A 19,981-nucleotide genomic window follows, 5' to 3' on the forward strand; every position below is an offset into this window, starting at 1 on the left:
TGAACGCTATTTTTTTGCCTGAAACGGAGCGCGAGGCGCCATGAGCGAGTTTTTTCAAGCCAATGCCGAGGTGTTGCAACGGCGTTGGCCGGCGCTGTTCGAGCGACTGATGGCGGAAGACACTGCGGCCGTCCAGGCCGAACTGGTGCAGGGGTTGGGTTCGACGCTCAGCGTCAATGGTGTTCAGCTCACCAGCCGCCATGACCGCATCCATGAAGCCCGGATTCAGGCGGCAAGCCTGGCGGACAAGCCGCAATTGCATGTCTACGGTACTGGCCTCGGCGATTTGCCCAGCGTGCTACTGGAGCGCGAAGGGCTTGAGCGGTTGTACGTGCACATCCTCAATGGCGCATTGTTCGCGCTGGTGGTGCAACTGCTCGATCAGCGCCAGTGGCTGGAAGATCCGCGCGTCGAGTTGTTTTACGCCGGCGATCACCCAGACTTTTTTACGCCGTTTTTTGCCCTGCCTGCCGAGATGCTGCTGGCCGACGATTTCAACGCGAAAGTCCGTGATCGCTTGGTCAGCGAAGTCCACCTGAGCTTCAACAATCGGGATTTCGATCCGCAGTCAACGGAGATTCAACAGCGTCTGCAGGCGTGTCTGCCGGTGCTGCTCGCTGATGCGGATGTGGCGCAGTTGTTCGGCACCTGTGCCGGCCGGGAAATCTACGTGATCGCCACCGGGCCGACGCTGGAGCAGCATTACCAGCGTCTGGCGGCAATCCGTCAACGCGCCGAACGCCCGTTGTTCATCTGTGTCGACACTGCGTATCGACCGCTGCGCGAACACGGGATTGTACCGGACCTGGTGGTGAGCATTGATCAGCGCATCAGCTTTCGCCATTTGCCATTCGAGGAGTCCGACGGCATCCCGCTGGTGTATCTGCCGATGAGCGATCCGTCGGTGTTGAAGGCGTGGAAGGGCAAGCGTTACGGAGGTTATTCCGCGAGCCCGATCTACGCGAACCTGCGTGAGCAGCATCCGCGAGCGCAGTTGCACGTGGGCGGCAGTGTGATTCACCCGGCGGTGGATCTGGCGGTAAAGATGGGCGCCACCGGCATCACGCTGTTTGGTGCTGACTTCGCCTTCCCGATGAACAAGACCCATGCTGGCTGGAACGACGGCGAGCTGGGGCCACCGGTGAATCAGGCGCGGCATTGGGTACGCGATGGCCATGGTCAGCGGGTCAGCACACAGCTCAACTTTCGCGGTTATCTGTGCGTGCTGGAGCGCTATATCGCTGCGCATCCACAGGTCGAGTTTCTCAACAGCAGCCGCTCCGGGGCGCTGATCGCCGGAACCGGTTTCAATCCGGAGTTTGTGCAATGAGTGCGTTGAGTCTCTGCAAGGATGAATGTCGCCAGTGTGCGGGTTTGTTTCGCCTCGGGCGCGATGTCGAGGCGGCGCTGACGATGGTCGATGTGTTTGAAAAGGCCCAGCAATGTTTAGCGTCTGCCCCGACAGAGGTTCAGCAGGTGTGGGCGCAGCTGTTACTGCAAATGCTCGAATGCCAGGAGCGCCAGGACTGGTTGGGGCTGGCTGACTCTATGGAGTACGAGCTGGTGGATTTGCTGGGAAGTGTTCCGGCCTGAACACGCCGACAGCACTGGCCCGCAGGTTTGCACGGCAGTCGGTTTTATGACGTCATTTTTTCGCGGGTGATGTGCTGCTAAGTCTTTGTTTTCGCGGGGGTGGCAGGGTGATGGCAAAATTTTTTCAAAAAGCCCTCAAGCAACCTGCAATCCCGACGATAACTATTACGAAGGTTCTCTAGGCCATACCCGGCGGTTGCCAGGGCCGGAAGCCGCAGTACCCAACCAACGAGGAATTCGTCATGGCTTTAACAGTAAACACCAACACCACGTCGTTGAACGTTCAGAAAAACCTGAACCGCGCTTCCGACGCTCTGTCGACTTCGATGCAGCGCCTGTCTTCCGGCCTGAAAATCAACAGCGCTAAAGACGACGCCGCTGGCCTGCAGATCTCGAACCGTATGTCCTCGCAGATCCGTGGTAACACCCAAGCCATCCAGAACGCCAACGACGGTATCTCCGTTGCCCAGACCGCTGAAGGCGCTCTGCAAGCTACTACCGACATCCTGCAGCGTATGCGTGAACTGGCTGTTAAAGCACGTAACGGTACCAACGGCACTGCTGACCAGACCGCTACCAACGCTGAATTCGCTCAGATGTCCGACGAGATCACCCGTATCTCGGCTTCGACCAACCTGAACGGCAAAAACCTGCTGGACGGTTCGGCTGGTACTGTGACCCTGCAAGTGGGCGCAAACACCGGTTCGGCTAACCACATCGACCTGGTACTGAGCTCCAAGTTCGACGCAGTAAGCCTGTCGGTAGGTAGCGGTACTCTGTCCCTGACCGGTGCTACCGTAACTGGCGCTTCGCAGAACATCGACAACGCGATCACCGCGATCGACGCTGCAATCGCTGCCATCGGTGCAACTCGTGCCAGCCTGGGTGCTTCGCAAAACCGTCTGACCAGCACCATCCAGAACTTGCAGAACATCACCGAGAACACCACTGCTGCACAAGGTCGCGTACAAGATACCGACTTCGCCGCAGAGACTGCTAACCTGACCAAGCAGCAAACCCTGCAACAGGCTTCGACCTCTGTTCTGGCTCAAGCCAACCAACTGCCTTCCGCTGTACTGAAGCTGCTTCAGTAATTTCGGATCGAGTTTGGGCGGGGGAGTGCGCTGGTCGCGCTCTCTCGCCTTTTTACGTTAAGAGGTGATGGGCATGGACATGAGCGTAAAGCTTAACGTGTCTTATCCGGCTCCCAAGCCAGTAACGCCGGTTGCTGACAAACCGTCAGAGACGCCTAAAGTTGCCAAGACTGAAGCACCGGTCGCTGCGAAGAGTCAGGATTCGGACGACGCCAAACTGAAACTGGCGGTGCAGGAGATCGAAAAGTTTGTACAGTCGATCAAGCGCAATCTGGAGTTCTCGATTGACGAGCATTCCGGCAAGGTCATTGTCAAAGTGATCGCAAGCGAGACGGGTGAGGTCGTTCGACAGATTCCCTCCGCAGAAGCCTTGAAGCTGGCAGACAGTCTGGCCAACGCCAGTCACGTGTTGTTCGACGCCAAAGTCTGATAGCTGGCATGAATAGTGTTTGTCCGTTCTCAAGACGCATGTAACGGTCAAAAGAATGGCAACAATCTGAAGGGAGATGCACATGGCAAGTCCAATTCTACCGGGTTCCGGACTGGGTTCCGGCCTGGACATCGGCGCGATCGTGACCGCGCTGGTCAACGCCGACAAGTCGCCGAAGCAGACGCAGATCGATAATGCGACCAAAACCAACACCCTGAAGATTTCCGGTGTCGGTACGCTGAAAAGCGCATTGGCCGCCTACCAGAAGGCAATGACCGATCTGGGCAGCAAGACCAACCCTGCGTTTGCCGGCTACACGGCGACCTCGGCTACCCCGACAACACTGACCGCTACCTCCGATAACACGGCTGTTTCGGGTACATACAGTGTCGTGGTGAATAACCTGGCCACCGGCTCGAAAGTAGCCAGTGCATCGTTTGCCGGCGGTGCGGCCAGTGCCATTCCGAGTGGTACCCTGAAAATCAGTCAGAATGGCACTGATTACAATGTCGATATTCCGGCCAATGCCACCTTGCAGACCACCCGTGACGCCATCAACAAGGCGCAGGGTGTCAACGGTATTTCCGCCAACATTGTGACCGACAGCTCGGGTGCTTCGCGTCTGGTGATCAGCTCCAGCAAGACTGGCGCGGGCTCCGACCTGAGCGTCAGTGGTATTGCCGGTCTGGAAATCGATGGCACCAAGATCATGTCTGCCACCCCGACCGCGGGTGATTCCGGGTCTGTGGGCGATATTGCCAAGGATGCGAAGCTGACCATTGATGGTCTTGCCGTTACCAGCAAGAGCAACACCGTGAGCGGCGCCATCAGTGGCCTGACCATGAACCTGGTGGAAGCCAGCCCTACGGCGGTGAAGGTCTCTGTCGATACCAACACCAAGGGTTTGCAGGCTTCGGTTCAGCAGTTCGTCGATGCCTTCAACACGCTCAAGACCACCATCGACAGCCTGTCCAAGGCAACGACGGACGAAGATGGCAAGTTGACGGTGCAGGCGGCGTTTACCGGTGATTCTCTGCCGCGCACGTTGATTGCCGATATTCGAGCTCAGTTGACCACTTCGTCGCCAGGCGAGCTGGGTGTGCTGTCGCAGATTGGTGTCATGACTGATCGTGACACCGGTAAGCTGACGTTGGACGCTACTGCCTTCAACAATGCTATGTCTCAGCCAGGCATGACGGGCCAGGTGCAGCAGCTGTTCTCCGGCACCGACGACAAAAACGGTCTGTTGGCGCGCATGAGCAAAGCGGTCGATCCTTACCTCAAAGCTTCTGCTGATGGTAAAACCACCACCGGTTTGCTTGATCAGCGCATGACCATTCTGACCAACAACACCCGCAGCCTCACGTCGCAGCAATTGGCGCTGGACCTGCGTGTGGCCAACCTGACCAAGACGTTGACTGCCAAGTACAACGCCATGGACTTGCTGGTAGGGCAGATGAAGGCTACGGCAAGCAATATCACGTCGTTCTTCAGCTCGCTGAACGCGCAGCAATCCGCGAAGTAACAGGCAGGAACGACAAAAACCCGGCTACGCTTTATCGGCGTGTGCCGGGTTTTTGTCTTCTGCTCTAAAGTTTTTTGATTCGTTGGCGATACACTGGTTATACGAGTCATTGTGGCAATGAGGTAGAACATGAATCCGATGTTAGCCCTTCGGCAGTATCAGAAAGTCGGCGCACACGCTCAGACATCCGAAGCGAGCCCGCACCGTCTGGTGCAAATGTTGATGGAAGGTGGACTGGCGCGTATCGCTCAGGCCAAAGGCGCCATCGAGCGCAAGGATATTCCAGGCAAATGCACTTCGATCAGCAAGGCGATCGGAATTGTCAGTGGTCTGCGCGAAGGTCTGGATCTGGAAAACAGTGCGGATACGCTGGCGGACCTGGATGGGCTGTATATCTACATGATGAAGCGCCTCGCCGAGGCGAACATCAGCAGTGATCTGCGCATTCTCGACGAGGTTGCAGGTCTGCTGAGTACGGTAAAAGAAGGCTGGGACGCCATCGCGCCTACGCCAGCTCCGCAGTTCTGAAGGAGATCGTCATGAGTCTTGTATTGCAGCGAATCGCCGATACCCGTGAAGCGTTGGTCACAGCTTTGGCCGAGCGTAATTGGGAAGCCATTGGCGAGCTGGATCTGGCTTGCCGTTCCTGCATGGAAGACGTCATGGCTGAGGCTTCGCTGGACGAGGTCGCGTTGCGCGACAATCTTGAAGAGTTGCTCCATGTCTACAAGGAGCTTCTTGAGGTGGCCATGGGTGAGCGGCAAGCAATTGCCAACGAGATGTCGCAGATCACCCAAGCGCAGAACGCGGCAAAGGTTTACCATCTGTTTGGTTAATTAACACTCAGTTAATCCAGACATGTGCGCCATAAATTTGACTGTGCACGGTTTTTTGACTTAACTAGTGGCTGTTTTCAGATTTCAGGCGTCTACAGGCACATGGTGTCCTGCAAGCGTCTCGCTTGCCCCTAATTTCGGGCATTGAGTTGACTAGGGAAGTTGCTATTGCATGTGGCGTGAAACCAAAATTCTGCTGATCGATGACGATAGCGTCCGCCGCCGCGACCTGGCGGTGATTCTAAATTTTCTTGGCGAAGAAAATTTACCCTGCGGCAGCCATGACTGGCAGCAGGCAGTCGGCTCTTTGTCGTCTAGTCGTGAGGTCATTTGCGTACTGATCGGGACGGTTAATGCTCCTGGCGCGCTTTTGGGCTTGCTAAAGACACTCTCAACCTGGGATGAGTTCCTTCCGGTTTTGTTGATGGGCGATAATTCTTCCGTCGACTTGCCTGAAGACCAGCGTCGTCGTGTGCTTTCGACCCTCGAAATGCCGCCCAGCTACAGCAAATTGCTCGATTCGCTGCACCGTGCCCAGGTCTACCGCGAGATGTATGACCAGGCCCGCGAGCGCGGTCGTCATCGCGAACCCAACCTGTTCCGCAGCCTTGTCGGCACCAGCCGTGCGATCCAGCACGTGCGCCAGATGATGCAGCAAGTCGCCGACACCGACGCCAGTGTGTTGATCCTCGGCGAGTCGGGGACCGGCAAGGAAGTGGTTGCGCGAAACCTGCATTACCACTCCAAGCGCCGCGATGCGCCGTTCGTGCCAGTCAACTGCGGGGCGATCCCGGCAGAGCTGCTCGAAAGCGAATTGTTCGGTCACGAGAAGGGCGCCTTCACCGGTGCAATCACCAGCCGTGCCGGTCGTTTCGAGCTGGCCAATGGCGGTACGCTGTTCCTCGACGAAATCGGCGACATGCCGCTGCCAATGCAGGTCAAACTGCTGCGCGTCCTGCAGGAACGCACCTTCGAGCGCGTGGGCAGCAACAAGACCCAGAGCGTCGATGTGCGCATCATCGCGGCAACGCACAAGAATCTCGAAAGCATGATCGAGATCGGCACCTTCCGCGAAGACCTCTACTATCGCCTGAACGTGTTCCCGATCGAGATGGCGCCGCTGCGTGAGCGTGTCGAAGACATTCCGTTGCTGATGAACGAACTGATCTCGCGCATGGAGCACGAGAAGCGCGGTTCGATCCGCTTCAACTCGGCAGCGATCATGTCGCTGTGCCGTCACGGCTGGCCGGGCAACGTCCGCGAATTGGCCAACCTGGTCGAGCGCATGGCGATCATGCATCCGTACGGGGTGATCGGCGTGGTCGAGTTGCCGAAGAAATTCCGCTACGTCGACGACGAAGACGAGCAAATGGTCGACAGCCTGCGCAGCGATCTTGAAGAGCGCGTGGCGATTAACGGCCACACGCCGGACTTCACTGCCAACGCCATGCTGCCGCCGGAAGGCCTGGACCTGAAAGACTACCTGGGTGGTCTGGAGCAGGGCTTGATCCAGCAGGCACTGGACGATGCCAATGGCATTGTGGCGCGTGCCGCTGAGCGCCTGCGCATCCGTCGTACCACTCTGGTCGAGAAGATGCGCAAATACGGCATGAGCCGGCGCGATGGAGATGAACAGGCGGAGGATTGACGCCTGTTTTTCAACTGCTTCATTTATAAGCAGTTTTTTTTAGGCACGGGTATTGCTACAGCCCTCGCAACGTTCCGTTTAACTGACGGTCAGCCAAGCGAGAAGCACAATGCCCCAAGCCGCCCAGATGTCTTCTGCCTCCAGTCCCGAGGGGCAACCGTCCTCCGTAGAGCAGGCAAGCCGACAGGGTCTTGAGCAGGCCTTCGAGCTGTTCAGCCAAATGTCCAGTCAATTGACGGACTCCTACAGCATGCTTGAAGCGCGGGTCACCGAGCTCAAAGGTGAGCTGGCTGTGGTCAGCGCCCAGCGTATGCAGGAGCTGGCGGAAAAAGAGCGTCTGGCCAACCGTCTGCAAAACCTCCTCGACCTGTTGCCTGGTGGTGTCATCGTGATCGATGGCCATGGTATCGTCGTCGAAGCCAATCCGGCGGCAATCGAACTGTTGGGTCTGCCGTTGGAAGGCGAGCTGTGGCGCCACGTGATTGCTCGCTGCTTTGCCCCGCGTGAGGATGACGGTCACGAAATTTCCTTGAAAAACGGCCGACGCCTGTCGATTGCTACCCGTTCGCTGGACGCCGAGCCTGGGCAATTGGTGCTGCTCAACGACCTGACGGAAACCCGCCATTTGCAAGACCAGTTGGCGCGCCACGAACGATTGTCTTCGTTGGGGCGGATGGTCGCTTCGCTGGCCCACCAGATCCGCACGCCGCTGTCCGCCGCTTTGCTCTACGCCAGTCATTTGACTGAGCAGGAACTGCCAGTCGCCACTCAGCAGCGTTTCGCCGGGCGGCTGAAAGAGCGTCTGCATGAACTCGAGCATCAAGTGCGCGACATGCTGGTGTTCGCTCGCGGTGAATTGCCGTTGACTGATCGCCTCACTCCGAACGCTTTGATGCAGGCGTTGCAGGCGGCGGCGCTGACCCATGTGCAGGATCTGCCCATCCGCTGGCAGTGCGACAGTCATGCCGGAGAGCTGTTGTGCAATCGCGATACGCTGGTCGGTGCGCTTTTGAATTTGATCGAAAATGCGATTCAGGCCAGTGCCGCAGACGTGCGCCTGAAAGTGCATTGCTACACCCGCGACAACGCCTTGCGCATCAGCGTCAGCGACAGTGGTAGCGGAATCGAGCCCTTGGTGCTGGAGCGTCTGGGCGAGCCGTTTTTCACCACCAAAGTGACCGGCACTGGCCTCGGGCTGACCGTGGTCAAAGCGGTGGCACGGGCGCATCAGGGACAATTGCAGTTGCGTTCGCGGGTCGGCCGCGGCACGTGCGCGCAGGTCATCCTGCCGCTGTTTTCCGCTGCACAGGGAGCTGAGTAAACGCCATGGGCATCAAGGTTTTGCTGGTCGAGGATGACCGTTCGTTGCGCGAAGCGCTGACCGATACGTTGTTGTTGGCCGGCCATGACTACCATGCGGTCGGTAGCGCTGAGGAGGCGTTGACGGCGGTCGCTCGCGAAGCATTCAGCCTGGTGGTCAGTGACGTCAACATGCCAGGCATGGACGGACATCAATTGCTTTCATTGTTGCGCGCTCGTCAGCCGCAGTTGCCGGTGTTGCTGATGACTGCCCATGGCGCCGTTGAGCGCGCGGTCGATGCGATGCGCCAAGGTGCAGCGGACTATCTGGTCAAACCTTTCGAACCTAAAGCCTTGCTCGATCTGGTCGCGCGGCATGCGCTGGGCAATATTGGCGCGAGCGAAAGCGAAGGCCCGATCGCGGTCGAGCCGGCGAGCGCGCAACTGCTCGAGTTGGCCGCGCGCGTTGCACGCAGCGACTCCACGGTGCTGATTTCCGGCGAGTCCGGTACCGGTAAAGAAGTGTTGGCGCGCTACATTCACCAGCAATCCCACCGCGCCAGTCAGCCGTTCATTGCGATCAACTGCGCGGCGATCCCGGACAACATGCTCGAGGCCACGTTGTTCGGCCACGAGAAGGGCTCGTTCACGGGAGCCATCGCGGCGCAGGCCGGCAAGTTCGAGCAGGCCGATGGCGGCACGCTGTTGCTCGACGAAATCTCCGAAATGCCTCTGGGCCTGCAAGCCAAATTGCTTCGCGTGCTGCAAGAACGCGAAGTCGAGCGGGTTGGCGCGCGCAAACCCATTGCCTTGGATATTCGTGTGGTCGCCACCACCAACCGTGATCTGGCGGGCGAAGTAGCGGCGGGGCGTTTCCGTGAAGACCTTTTTTACCGTTTGTCGGTTTTCCCACTGGCCTGGCGTCCACTTCGCGAGCGCACTGCCGATATCCTGCCGCTGGCCGAAAGGTTGTTGGCCAAACACGTCAATAAAATGAAGCATGCGGCGGCGAAACTCTCGCCTGACGCGCAAGCGTGCCTGACCGCTTACCCATGGCCGGGCAATGTGCGCGAGCTGGATAACGCCATTCAGCGTGCGTTGATCTTGCAGCAGGGCGGTTTGATTCAGCCGCAGGATTTCTGTCTGGCCGGTCCCGTGACGTACACCGCGATGCCTGTCGCCGCGCCGGTTTCAGCGGTGCTTCGCGAGGTGGAAATCGAAGCGGATTCGGCCGGCGCCCTGGGCGATGACCTGCGCCGCCGGGAGTTTCAGATGATCATCGACACCCTGCGTGCCGAACGTGGCCGCCGCAAGGAAGCCGCAGAAAAGCTCGGCATCAGCCCGCGCACCCTGCGCTACAAACTGGCGCAAATGCGCGATGCCGGGATGGACGTCGAAGGTTATCTGTTCGCCACCTGACGTCTGCCGCAACGATTTGAAAACGCTTTTCTGAAAGGGGTGCCCATGAGCTGGCACCCTTGTTGCTAATACCTGTGTACCCGCCGAGTGAGTGTCAAAAAATTGCGGGCCGCCCAAGAGAGTAGACCATGAGCCAAGGTATTGAATTTAATCGGTTGATGATGGACATGAAGGCCATGAAATTGGACGCCATGTCTGCACCGAAATCGACGACCGCTGTCCCTGAGCTGGGAGGCAGCAGCTTTTCCGACATGCTCGGTCAGGCGATCAACAAGGTCAGCGATACCCAGACCGCGTCGACTCAGTTGGCCAACGCATTTGAAGTGGGCAAAAGCGGCGTCGACCTGACGGACGTGATGGTCGCTTCGCAAAAAGCCAGCGTGTCGTTCCAGGCTCTGACCCAGGTACGCAACAAGCTGGTTCAGGCTTATCAAGACATCATGCAGATGCCGGTTTAAGGACGAGATTGAGTCATGGCAGAAGCAGTCGCCGATAACGTTCCGGCCAAGGCCACCCCGATAGACGGCAAACCGCCGCTGTTCGGCCTGTCCTTCCTGGAAAACCTCTCCGAGATGACCATGCTGCGTCAGGTGGGCCTGTTGGTCGGCCTGGCTGCGAGCGTGGCGATTGGCTTTGCCGTGGTGCTGTGGTCGCAGCAGCCGGATTACCGTCCGTTGTACGGCAGCCTTGCCGGCATGGACGCCAAGCAGGTCATGGACACCCTGGCCTCCGCCGACATCCCTTACACCGTTGAACCGAACTCCGGCGCCTTGCTGGTCAAGGCTGATGACCTGCCTCGTGCACGGATGAAACTCGCCGCTGCTGGTGTCACTCCCAGCGACGGCAACATCGGTTTCGAAATCCTCGACAAGGAACAGGGTCTGGGCACCAGCCAGTTCATGGAAGCGACGCGTTACCGTCGTGGCCTCGAAGGTGAGCTGGCCCGGACCATCTCCAGCCTGAACAACGTCAAGGGTGCCCGCGTGCACCTGGCCATTCCGAAGAGTTCGGTGTTTGTGCGTGATGAGCGCAAGCCAAGTGCTTCGGTATTGGTCGAGTTGTACTCCGGTCGTTCGCTGGAGCCAGGTCAGGTCATCGCGATCATCAACCTGGTGGCGACCTCCGTTCCCGAGCTGAGCAAATCGCAGATCACCGTCGTCGATCAGAAGGGCAACCTGCTCTCCGATCAGGCGGAAAACTCCGAAATGACCATGGCCGGCAAGCAGTTCGATTACAGCCGCCGCATGGAAAGCATGCTCACCCAGCGCGTGCACAACATTCTGCAACCGGTATTGGGCAACGATCGCTACAAGGCGGAAGTTTCGGCTGACATCGATTTCAACGCTGTTGAGTCGACCGCCGAGCAGTTCAACCCGGATCAACCGGCGTTGCGCAGCGAGCAGTCGGTCAACGAACAACGCACCGCCAGCAATGGCCCGCAAGGCGTGCCGGGTGCCCTGAGCAACCAGCCGCCGTCGCCAGCCTCGGCGCCGCAAACCACCGGTGGTGCCGCAGCGCCAGCCGCGATGGTGCAGCCAGGTCAGCCATTGGTTGACGCCAACGGTCAGCAGATCATGGACCCGGCCACCGGCCAGCCAATGCTCGCGCCGTACCCGGCAGACAAGCGTCAACAATCGACCAAGAACTTCGAACTCGACCGTTCCATCAGCCACACTAAACAGCAGCAGGGTCGCCTGAATCGTCTGTCGGTGTCGGTGGTTGTCGACGATCAGGTCAAGGTCAACGCGGCCAACGGCGAAACCAGCCGTGCGCCGTGGAGCGCCGACGAATTGGCGCGCTTCACCCGTCTGGTCCAGGACGCGGTCGGTTTCGACGCCAGCCGTGGCGACAGCGTCAGCGTGATCAACATGCCGTTCTCCGCTGAGCGCGGCGAAGTGATTGCCGATATTCCGTTCTACTCCCAGCCATGGTTCTGGGACATCGTCAAACAAGTGCTGGGCGTGTTGTTCATCCTGGTGCTGGTGTTTGGTGTGCTGCGTCCGGTGCTCAACAACATCACCGGCGGCGGCAAAGGCAAGGAGCTGGCCGGTCTTGGCAGCGACGTGGAACTCGGCGGGATGGGCGGCCTGGACGGCGAACTTTCCAACGACCGCGTGAGCCTCGGTGGTCCGCAGAGCATTCTGTTGCCGAGCCCGAGTGAGGGTTATGACGCGCAACTGAATGCAATCAAGAGTCTGGTGGCCGAGGATCCGGGTCGCGTGGCTCAGGTCGTGAAAGAGTGGATTAACGCAGATGAGTGATAACCGAGCCGCAACCGTCAAACTGAACAAGGTCGACAAAGCCGCGATTCTGCTGCTGTCCCTGGGTTCGACCGATGCCGCGCAAGTGCTGCGCCACATGGGCCCGAAAGAGGTTCAGCGCGTCGGCGTGGCCATGGCGCAGATGGGCAACGTCCATCGCGAACAGGTCGAGCAGGTCATGAGCGAGTTCGTCGACATCGTCGGCGACCAGACCAGCCTCGGCGTCGGTTCCGACGACTACGTGCGCAAAATGCTCACCCAGGCATTGGGTGAAGACAAGGCCAACGGCCTGATCGACCGCATCCTGCTCGGTGGCAACACCAGTGGCCTCGACAGCCTGAAATGGATGGAACCGCGCGCCGTTGCCGACGTGATCCGTTACGAACACCCGCAGATTCAGGCAATCGTGGTCGCGTACCTCGACCCGGATCAGGCCGGTGAAGTACTCGGCAACTTCGACCACAAGGTGCGTCTGGACATCATCCTGCGCGTCTCGTCGTTGAACACCGTGCAGCCAGCGGCTTTGAAAGAGCTCAACCAGATTCTCGAGAAGCAGTTCTCCGGCAACTCGAATGCCTCGCGCACCACCCTGGGTGGCATCAAGCGCGCGGCGGACATCATGAACTTCCTCGACAGCTCGATCGAAGGCCAGCTCATGGACTCGATCCGCGAAGTCGACGAAGACCTGTCCGGTCAGATCGAAGACCTCATGTTCGTGTTCAACAACCTCGCCGACGTCGACGACCGTGGCATTCAGGCGTTGCTGCGCGAAGTGTCTTCCGACGTGTTGGTGCTGGCCCTCAAGGGTTCGGACGAAGGCGTCAAAGAGAAGATCTTCAAGAACATGTCCAAGCGTGCTGCCGAACTGTTGCGCGACGACCTCGAGGCCAAAGGCCCGGTGCGCGTCAGCGACGTCGAAACCGCACAGAAAGAAATCCTCACCATTGCCCGTCGTATGGCCGAAGCCGGCGAAATCGTCCTCGGTGGCAAGGGTGGCGAGGAAATGATCTAAGCCCATGGACAAGCACGACGACGATGTGACGGATCTGATCCGTGCCCGCGATGTCCGTGGTTTCGAATCCTGGGCCATGCCCAGCTTCGACCCGCCGAAGCCGGAACCCGAGCCAGAGCCGGAGCCAGAACCGCCGGAAATGGAAGAAGTGCCGCTGGAGGAAGTCCAGCCACTGACCCTGGAAGAACTCGAAAGCATCCGTCAGGAGGCTTACAACGAGGGCTTCGGCATCGGCGAAAAGGAAGGTTTTCACAGCGCCACGCTCAAGGTCCGTCAGGAAGCTGAAGTGGCGCTGGCGGCAAAACTTGCCAGCCTTGAGCAGTTGATGGCGAACCTGTTCGAGCCCATCGCTGAGCAAGACACGCAGATCGAAAAATCGTTGGTCGACCTCGTGCAACACATCACCAAACAGGTGATCAAGCGCGAACTGGCCATCGATTCCAGCCAGATCGAACACGTCATGCGCGATGCGCTCAAGCTGTTGCCGCTGGGCGTCGACAACGTGCGTCTGTACGTCAATCCGCAGGACTTCGAGCAAGCCAAGGCTCTGCGCGAGCGCCATGAGGAAACCTGGCGCATCGTCGAAGACGAATCGCTGTTGCCGGGCGGCTGCCGGGTTGAAACCGAGCACAGCCGCATCGATGCCAGCATCGAAACCCGCGTGGCTCAGGTCATGGCGAAACTGCTCGATCAGCTACACGAGCAGGCCTTGCATCCGGCCGATGCGGATCTGAGCCTGGATATTCCCGAAGACGTAAAACCGGCGGCCACGCCTGAAGAGCCGCTCGCGGACCAATCCGATGCGCCTTGAACGCACCAGTTTCGCCAAGCGCCTGAGCACTTACGCTGAGGCCACCGAGATTGCCGGCGCGCCGATTCTTGAAGGTCGCCTGCTGCGCATGGTTGGCCTCACCCTCGAAGCCGAAGGCCTGCGTGCGGCCATGGGCACGCGCTGCCTGGTGATCAATGACGACAGCTATCACCCGTCGCAGGTGGAAGCGGAAGTCATGGGGTTTTCCGGCAGCAAAGTCTTTCTGATGCCGGTCGGCAGCGTCGCGGGCATCGCCCCCGGCGCCCGTGTGGTGCCACTGGCTGATACCGGTCGTTTGCCGATGGGCATGAGCATGCTCGGGCGCGTGCTCGATGGCGCCGGACGTGCGCTGGACGGCAAGGGCGGCATGAAAGCCGAAGACTGGGTGCCGATGGATGGCCCGACGATCAACCCGCTCAACCGTGACCCGATCAGCGTGCCGCTCGATGTCGGCATCCGCTGCATCAACGGTTTGTTGACGGTCGGTCGTGGCCAGCGTCTCGGTCTGTTCGCCGGTACCGGTGTCGGTAAATCGGTGTTGCTGGGCATGATGACGCGCTTCACCGAGGCCGACATTATTGTCGTTGGCCTGATCGGTGAGCGGGGTCGAGAAGTTAAAGAGTTCATCGAGCATAGCCTCGGTGAAGAAGGCCTCAAGCGCTCCGTGGTGGTCGCATCCCCTGCGGACGATGCGCCGCTGATGCGTCTGCGCGCAGCGATGTACTGCACACGCATCGCCGAATATTTCCGCGACAAGGGCAAGAACGTCCTGTTGCTGATGGATTCGCTGACCCGTTTCGCCCAGGCCCAGCGGGAAATCGCTCTGGCCATCGGCGAGCCGCCCGCGACCAAGGGTTATCCGCCTTCGGTGTTCGCCAAGTTGCCGAAACTGGTGGAGCGCGCGGGTAATGCGGAGAAGGGTGGCGGTTCGATTACCGCGTTCTACACCGTGTTGTCCGAAGGCGATGATCAGCAAGACCCGATTGCCGACTCGGCCCGAGGCGTACTCGACGGCCACATCGTGCTGTCCCGGCGTCTGGCCGAAGAGGGGCACTATCCGGCCATCGACATCGAAGCCTCGATCAGCCGGGTAATGCCGGCCGTGGTCTCGGCGGAACACATGCAGCGCGCTCAATACTTCAAACAGTTGTGGTCGCGTTATCAGCAGAGCCGCGACCTGATCAGCGTCGGTGCCTACGTGGCCGGTGGCGATCGCGAAACCGACATGGCGATTTCCCTGCAACCGCAGTTGGTCCGGTATCAGCGTCAGGGCCTCAACGACAAAATCAACATGGGCGAAAGCCAGGCCTATCTCGAAACCCTGTTCGCCCCTGCGGCGGGCGGCTAACCGGTCATGGCCACTGTCAGTCGAGCCGCGCGTCTGGCGCCGGTGGTGGACATGGCCGAGCAGGCCGAGAAAACTGCCGTGCAACGCCTGGGCTATTTTCAGGGCCAGGTGAAAGTCGCGGAAAGCAAACTGGCTGACCTCAATGCCTTCCGGCTGGATTACTCGCAGCAATGGATCGTGCGCGGCAGCACCGGCGTAAGCGGGCAATGGCTGCTCGGTTTTCAGGGCTTTCTGGCGCAACTCGACACCGCGGTTGATCAGCAGCGACAGAGCCTGGTCTGGCACCAGAACAAGCTCGACAAGGCTCGCGAGGAGTGGCAACAGGCGTTCGCCAAGGTCGAAGGGCTGCGCAAACTGGTGCAACGTTATCGCGAAGAGGCGCAGCGCCTCGAAGACAAGCGCGAGCAGAAGTTGCTTGATGAACTGTCCCAGCGTTTGCCACGACAGAATCCGTTTTAAGGCAAGATCAAAAGATTGCAGCCTTCGGCAGCTCCTACAGGGGATCAGTGTAGGAGCTGCCGAAGGCTGCGATCTTTTGATCTGGCTTCTAACCTTGCCCCAACCCTGTCCAAGTGCTAAACCTTGTACAGGTTCGTCAATGACAAGGAAGCCAGTCAATGTCAGTCGTTACAGAAGTCTCTCCAGATGGTCAAAAACTGACTATTTTGGTCAAGGGTCGCTTTGATTTTGGTCGCCATCAGGAATTTCGCGAGTCCTATGAGCGACTCAAAGAGAAACCCGAATCCATTGTGGTCGACCTGAAAGAAGCCACTTACCTCGACAGCTCCGCACTGGGCATGTTGCTCCTGCTGCGCGATCACGCCGGCGGCGATAACTCGGACGTGCGCGTGGTCAACAGCAACTCCGACGTGCGCAAGATCCTCGCCATCTCCAATTTCGACAAGCTCTTCGACATCAGTTGACGGCCATGCAGGCGCAAGAGCCGCTGACCATTCTGATCGCCGAAGACAGCGCCGCCGACCGCATGCTGCTGTCGACCATCGTTCGTCGCCAGGGCCATGTAGTCCTGACGGCAGCCAACGGTGCCGAAGCGGTTGACCTGTTTCGCCGACAGCAACCCGATCTGGTGCTGATGGACGCGATGATGCCGGTGATGGACGGCTTTGAGGCCGCAAGGCAGATCAAGGCGTTGGCCGGCGAAACGCTTGTGCCGATCATCTTCCTGACGTCGCTGACCGAGAGCGAAGCGCTGGCCCGTTGTCTGGAGGCTGGCGGCGACGACTTTCTGGCGAAGCCTTATAACCAGGTGATCCTTGCCGCCAAAATCAAGGCGATGGATCGCTTGCGCCGCTTGCAGGCAACCGTGCTGCAACAGCGCGACCTGATCGCCAAACACCACGATTACCTGCTAAACGAGCAACGTGTGGCCAAAGCGGTGTTCGACAAGGTCGCGCACTCCGGTTGCCTCAGCGCGCCGAATATTCGCTACCTGCAATCACCGTACGCGCTGTTCAACGGCGACTTGCTGCTGGCGGCGTACACGCCGGCGGGCGACATGCATGTGTTGCTCGGCGATTTCACCGGTCACGGCTTGCCGGCAGCAGTGGGCGCGATGCCGCTGGCCGAGGTGTTCTATGGCATGACCGCCAAGGGATATGGCTTGGCCGAAACCCTGCGTGAAATGAACGCAAAGCTCAAACGTATCCTCCCGGTGGACATGTTTTGCTGTGCGACGCTGCTGTGCCTGAGCTTTCAGCGACGTTCTGTAGAAGTATGGAATGGCGGCATGCCCGACGGGTATTTGCACCGGATCGCCACGGGCGAGCGCGAGCCACTGAGCGCGCGTCATTTGCCGCTCGGTGTGCTGAGCCCGCAAGCGTTCGATGACCGTACTGAAGTGCACTCGATGACGGTCGGGGATCGGGTTTTTCTGCTGTCTGACGGCGTGATCGACACCAGTGATGCCAACGATCAGTTGTTCGGCGTCGAGCGCTTGCAGCAGGTGTTCGCTACCAATCGCGAGCCGGACCGCTTGTTTGAGGATATCGAACTGGCGCTGCGGGATTTTCGCGGCGAGGCGCGCGACGATGTCAGCATGGTCGAGGTCAGCCTGCTGGAAACGGCGCAGGTCAAGCCGTCGGCGCCGGTGTATTCCGACAGCGGCCAGTCGTGCCCGCTCGACTGGTCGGTGAGTTTCGAATTCCGTGGCGCCACGCTCAAGCGTTTCAATCCGTTGCCGTACCTGCTGCAGTTGCTGCTTGAGGTGCATGGGTTGCGGGCGCAGAGTGGTGCTCTGTATAGCGTGCTCGCCGAGTTGTATTCGAATGCGCTGGAGCATGGCGTGCTCGGTCTGGATTCCAGTCTCAAGCGCGATGCGGCGGGTTTCGCTCGCTACTATCAGCAGCGCAATGATCGTCTCGAGGCACTGCAGGATGGCTTTGTTCGCGTGCATTTGCAGGTGCAGCCACAAGGCGAGGGCGGTTGTCTGGTGATTCGGGTTGAAGACAGCGGCAAGGGATTTGATGTGGCGCGAGTCATGGAGCGACCGCTGGACGGCGTCCGTTTGTCGGGGCGCGGCGTCAGTCTGGTCCGGCAATTGGGGCGCAACGCCAGTTGGTCGGACGAAGGTCGTAGTGCCCGCGTGGAGTTTTCCTGGGAGGTTGAGGCATAATCCGCGCAATTCTTGATCAAGGAGTGAACAAGTGACTGACACACATATTGATCGCGAGGCGCTGAGCGTACTGCGCGAAGTCATGGAGGAGGGTTATCCGGAGCTTCTGGATACCTTTCTGGCGGATTCCGAAAGTCGCTTGGGCGAGTTGCAAAAGACGTCTGATGCCAAGGTGTTGTCGGAAGTTGCCCATAGTTTCAAGGGCAGCGCCAGCAACATGGGCGCTGTCCGCTTGGCGGCGCTCTGCCAGGAACTCGAATCGGACGCCAAAGACAAGAGTCCGGCGGAAATAGTCAAACTGGTCGCTGAGATCAGTGGCGAATTTGCTGAAGTTCGCCCGGTTTACGAACGCGAAAAACATCCCGCTCACACGCACTGATCCCGCCGCCCGGCGCTTTTCTCAAGCGTCGGGCGAAACTGGCCCGGCACTTGCAGCTATCTCCGTAACTGTACCTACGATCCCAGTGCAGCGGAGACCGTTTCATGCCTGCGACCCCCAACATCCTTCTTCAGAATGCCGCTCAGGCCAAGGCGCAAGCCGCCTCGGCCAAAACGTCGGCGATGGCCGTAGACACTGGGGATAAAGCCTCAAGCTTCGCTAAAGTGTTCGCCGATCAGGGATCGGGCAAGCCTGTTGCCAGCACCGATAATTCGCCAAAGTCGTTGCGCGACAAGGTCGCCGACAACAGCGGCAAAAAGGATATCGGCAAGGATCAGTCTGCCGCTGCACAACCGGCAGTTGCCGACAGCGGCAACGACTTGCCTGCTGATAAAACCGTAGCGACCGATGACACCGCCGCCAGCAGCGACGACAGCGCGGACAGCACCCAGACCCCAGTGGTGGATGCTGCGCCGGTTGACCCGACGCTTGATCCGGCATTGGTCGCCGCTGTGCAGCCAGTGGTCACGGCGCCAGTGGCGCAAGCCCCGGCTGTTGTCGCCACCGCCCAGCCTGAAGCTGAAACACCTGCGCTCGCCGCATTGCCGGGTATGGTCAAAGATCCGGCACCGACCACCGACAGCGATTTCGACCCTTCGGCCGATCCGCTCGACTCGCTACCGGCCGTGCGCATGGCGATGGAGCAGGGCGGGCACATTTCCGCCGCGAGCCAGGCGCAACCGAAAACGACGCCTGCTCAGGCTCAGGCCGACGGTGAATTGACTGCGGCGCAGAACTTCGCCGCCGGTATGGCCAGCATGCTCGACGTGCAAGCCGACAAGGACAGCACCAGCCAGGGCGGCGAAAAAGCCTTCAGCGGTTTGATCGACGATGGCCTCAAAGATCTCAAGACTGCGACCAGCGATACCCGCGTGGATGATTTCGCCAACCGTCTGGCGGCACTGACGCAGGCCGCCACGCCGAAGACCGCGAACGCGGTGCCGGTGAATCAGCCGATCGCCATGCATCAGAGCGGCTGGACCGAAGAAATCGTCAACCGCGTCATGTATCTGTCGAGCGCCAATCTGAAGGCGGCGGACATTCAGTTGCAGCCGGCCGAGTTGGGCCGTCTGGACATCCGCGTGAATATGGTCCCTGACCAGCAGACCCAAGTCACCTTCATGAGTGCGCATCCAAGTGTGCGTGAAGCGCTGGATGGGCAGATGCATCGTCTGCGCGATATGTTCAACCAGCAGGGCATGGGCCAGGTGGACGTCAATGTCTCCGACCAGAGCCGTGGCTGGCAGGGCCAGCAAGGTCAGGAACAAGCGCAGCAGGGCCAGAGCGGTCGCACCAGCGCTGCCGGCGGTCGCCTCGATTCAGTGGATGAAGAATTGGCGCCTGCCGCCATTGCTGAAGCCGCTGCGCAAACCACCAGCGTGATCGGCAGCAGCGCGGTCGACTATTACGCCTGATCAAATCAACAGCCCCTCACCCTAGCCCTCTCCCGGAGGGAGAGGGGACTGAGTGGGGGATGCTGGTGAAGTACGCCGACCTGATAGTTCTGCTGTGAATCCATAGTCGATCCGGTCTTTCAGGTCGGTGTATGAACCAAGACACTTCGGTCTGCCCCTGAAAACCCTCACCCTAGCCCTCTCCCGGAGGGAGAGGGGACTGAGTGGGGGATGCTGGTG

General features: G+C 59.5%; 20 protein-coding genes. All 20 read left to right on the forward strand.

The window, feature by feature from the left end; translation table 11 throughout:
* Positions 1–40 precede the first annotated feature (40 nt).
* Positions 41–1,330, forward strand: a complete 1,290-nt coding sequence (locus tag ACW9IR_RS16800) for a motility associated factor glycosyltransferase family protein (RefSeq protein WP_457464282.1) — start codon at positions 41–43, stop codon at positions 1,328–1,330.
* The gene (locus ACW9IR_RS16805; RefSeq protein WP_095122704.1) at positions 1,327–1,593 is read left to right on the forward strand and encodes a hypothetical protein; all 267 of its coding nucleotides are present in this window, start codon (positions 1,327–1,329) and stop codon (positions 1,591–1,593) included. Before ACW9IR_RS16800 ends, ACW9IR_RS16805 begins: the two co-directional genes overlap by 4 nt.
* A gap of 242 nt (positions 1,594–1,835) precedes the next feature.
* Positions 1,836–2,687 (forward strand): flagellin domain-containing protein, encoded by an 852-nt coding sequence (locus ACW9IR_RS16810; protein WP_007920059.1) that lies wholly within the window; start codon positions 1,836–1,838, stop codon positions 2,685–2,687.
* Positions 2,688–2,760: 73 nt separating this feature from the next.
* Positions 2,761–3,117 carry a flagellar protein FlaG gene (locus tag ACW9IR_RS16815; RefSeq protein WP_007920057.1) on the forward strand — a complete coding sequence of 119 codons (357 nt, stop codon included), beginning with the start codon at positions 2,761–2,763 and terminating at the stop codon, positions 3,115–3,117.
* Positions 3,118–3,199: 82 nt separating this feature from the next.
* Positions 3,200–4,642: a flagellar filament capping protein FliD gene (fliD, locus tag ACW9IR_RS16820; RefSeq protein ID WP_457464285.1), complete on the forward strand. Its 1,443-nt coding sequence runs from the start codon at positions 3,200–3,202 to the stop codon at positions 4,640–4,642.
* Between the two features lie 129 nt (positions 4,643–4,771).
* Positions 4,772–5,170, forward strand: coding sequence for a flagellar export chaperone FliS (fliS, locus tag ACW9IR_RS16825; protein ID WP_095122701.1), 399 nt, complete (start codon positions 4,772–4,774; stop codon positions 5,168–5,170).
* A gap of 11 nt (positions 5,171–5,181) precedes the next feature.
* Positions 5,182–5,478, forward strand: a complete 297-nt coding sequence (locus ACW9IR_RS16830; RefSeq protein ID WP_095122700.1) for a flagellar protein FliT — start codon at positions 5,182–5,184, stop codon at positions 5,476–5,478.
* Positions 5,479–5,650: 172 nt separating this feature from the next.
* On the forward strand, positions 5,651–7,126 hold the full coding sequence (locus ACW9IR_RS16835) for a sigma-54 dependent transcriptional regulator (protein ID WP_007920053.1): 1,476 nt from the start codon (positions 5,651–5,653) through the stop codon (positions 7,124–7,126).
* Between the two features lie 127 nt (positions 7,127–7,253).
* On the forward strand, positions 7,254–8,447 hold the full coding sequence (locus ACW9IR_RS16840) for a sensor histidine kinase (RefSeq protein WP_180988111.1): 1,194 nt from the start codon (positions 7,254–7,256) through the stop codon (positions 8,445–8,447).
* A gap of 5 nt (positions 8,448–8,452) precedes the next feature.
* Positions 8,453–9,844 carry a sigma-54-dependent transcriptional regulator gene (locus tag ACW9IR_RS16845; protein WP_150708274.1) on the forward strand — a complete coding sequence of 464 codons (1,392 nt, stop codon included), beginning with the start codon at positions 8,453–8,455 and terminating at the stop codon, positions 9,842–9,844.
* 128 nt (positions 9,845–9,972) lie between these two features.
* A complete protein-coding gene (gene fliE / locus ACW9IR_RS16850; RefSeq protein WP_095122696.1) occupies positions 9,973–10,302 on the forward strand; it encodes a flagellar hook-basal body complex protein FliE in 330 nt (109 codons plus the stop codon).
* 15 nt (positions 10,303–10,317) lie between these two features.
* Positions 10,318–12,105, forward strand: coding sequence for a flagellar basal-body MS-ring/collar protein FliF (gene fliF / locus ACW9IR_RS16855; protein ID WP_457464288.1), 1,788 nt, complete (start codon positions 10,318–10,320; stop codon positions 12,103–12,105).
* Entirely contained in the window at positions 12,098–13,117 is a 1,020-nt protein-coding gene (gene fliG, locus ACW9IR_RS16860) for a flagellar motor switch protein FliG (RefSeq protein WP_007920042.1), read from the forward strand. The genes fliF and fliG overlap by 8 nt, the downstream gene beginning before the upstream one ends.
* Positions 13,118–13,121: 4 nt before the next feature.
* The gene (fliH, locus tag ACW9IR_RS16865) at positions 13,122–13,928 is read left to right on the forward strand and encodes a flagellar assembly protein FliH (protein WP_102900455.1); all 807 of its coding nucleotides are present in this window, start codon (positions 13,122–13,124) and stop codon (positions 13,926–13,928) included.
* Positions 13,918–15,276: a flagellar protein export ATPase FliI gene (gene fliI / locus ACW9IR_RS16870; RefSeq protein WP_095122692.1), complete on the forward strand. Its 1,359-nt coding sequence runs from the start codon at positions 13,918–13,920 to the stop codon at positions 15,274–15,276. Before fliH ends, fliI begins: the two co-directional genes overlap by 11 nt.
* A gap of 6 nt (positions 15,277–15,282) precedes the next feature.
* The gene (gene fliJ, locus ACW9IR_RS16875; RefSeq protein ID WP_034153294.1) at positions 15,283–15,735 is read left to right on the forward strand and encodes a flagellar export protein FliJ; all 453 of its coding nucleotides are present in this window, start codon (positions 15,283–15,285) and stop codon (positions 15,733–15,735) included.
* Positions 15,736–15,893: 158 nt separating this feature from the next.
* Positions 15,894–16,199 (forward strand): STAS domain-containing protein, encoded by a 306-nt coding sequence (locus ACW9IR_RS16880; protein ID WP_102900456.1) that lies wholly within the window; start codon positions 15,894–15,896, stop codon positions 16,197–16,199.
* A gap of 5 nt (positions 16,200–16,204) precedes the next feature.
* A complete protein-coding gene (locus ACW9IR_RS16885) occupies positions 16,205–17,908 on the forward strand; it encodes an ATP-binding SpoIIE family protein phosphatase (protein ID WP_457464292.1) in 1,704 nt (567 codons plus the stop codon).
* A gap of 31 nt (positions 17,909–17,939) precedes the next feature.
* Positions 17,940–18,287: an Hpt domain-containing protein gene (locus tag ACW9IR_RS16890; RefSeq protein ID WP_150795309.1), complete on the forward strand. Its 348-nt coding sequence runs from the start codon at positions 17,940–17,942 to the stop codon at positions 18,285–18,287.
* Positions 18,288–18,391: 104 nt separating this feature from the next.
* Positions 18,392–19,762 (forward strand): flagellar hook-length control protein FliK, encoded by a 1,371-nt coding sequence (locus ACW9IR_RS16895; protein WP_457464294.1) that lies wholly within the window; start codon positions 18,392–18,394, stop codon positions 19,760–19,762.
* The last annotated feature ends 219 nt before the right edge of the window (positions 19,763–19,981 follow it).

Source organism: Pseudomonas sp. SDT291_1_S447, assembly GCF_054070155.1.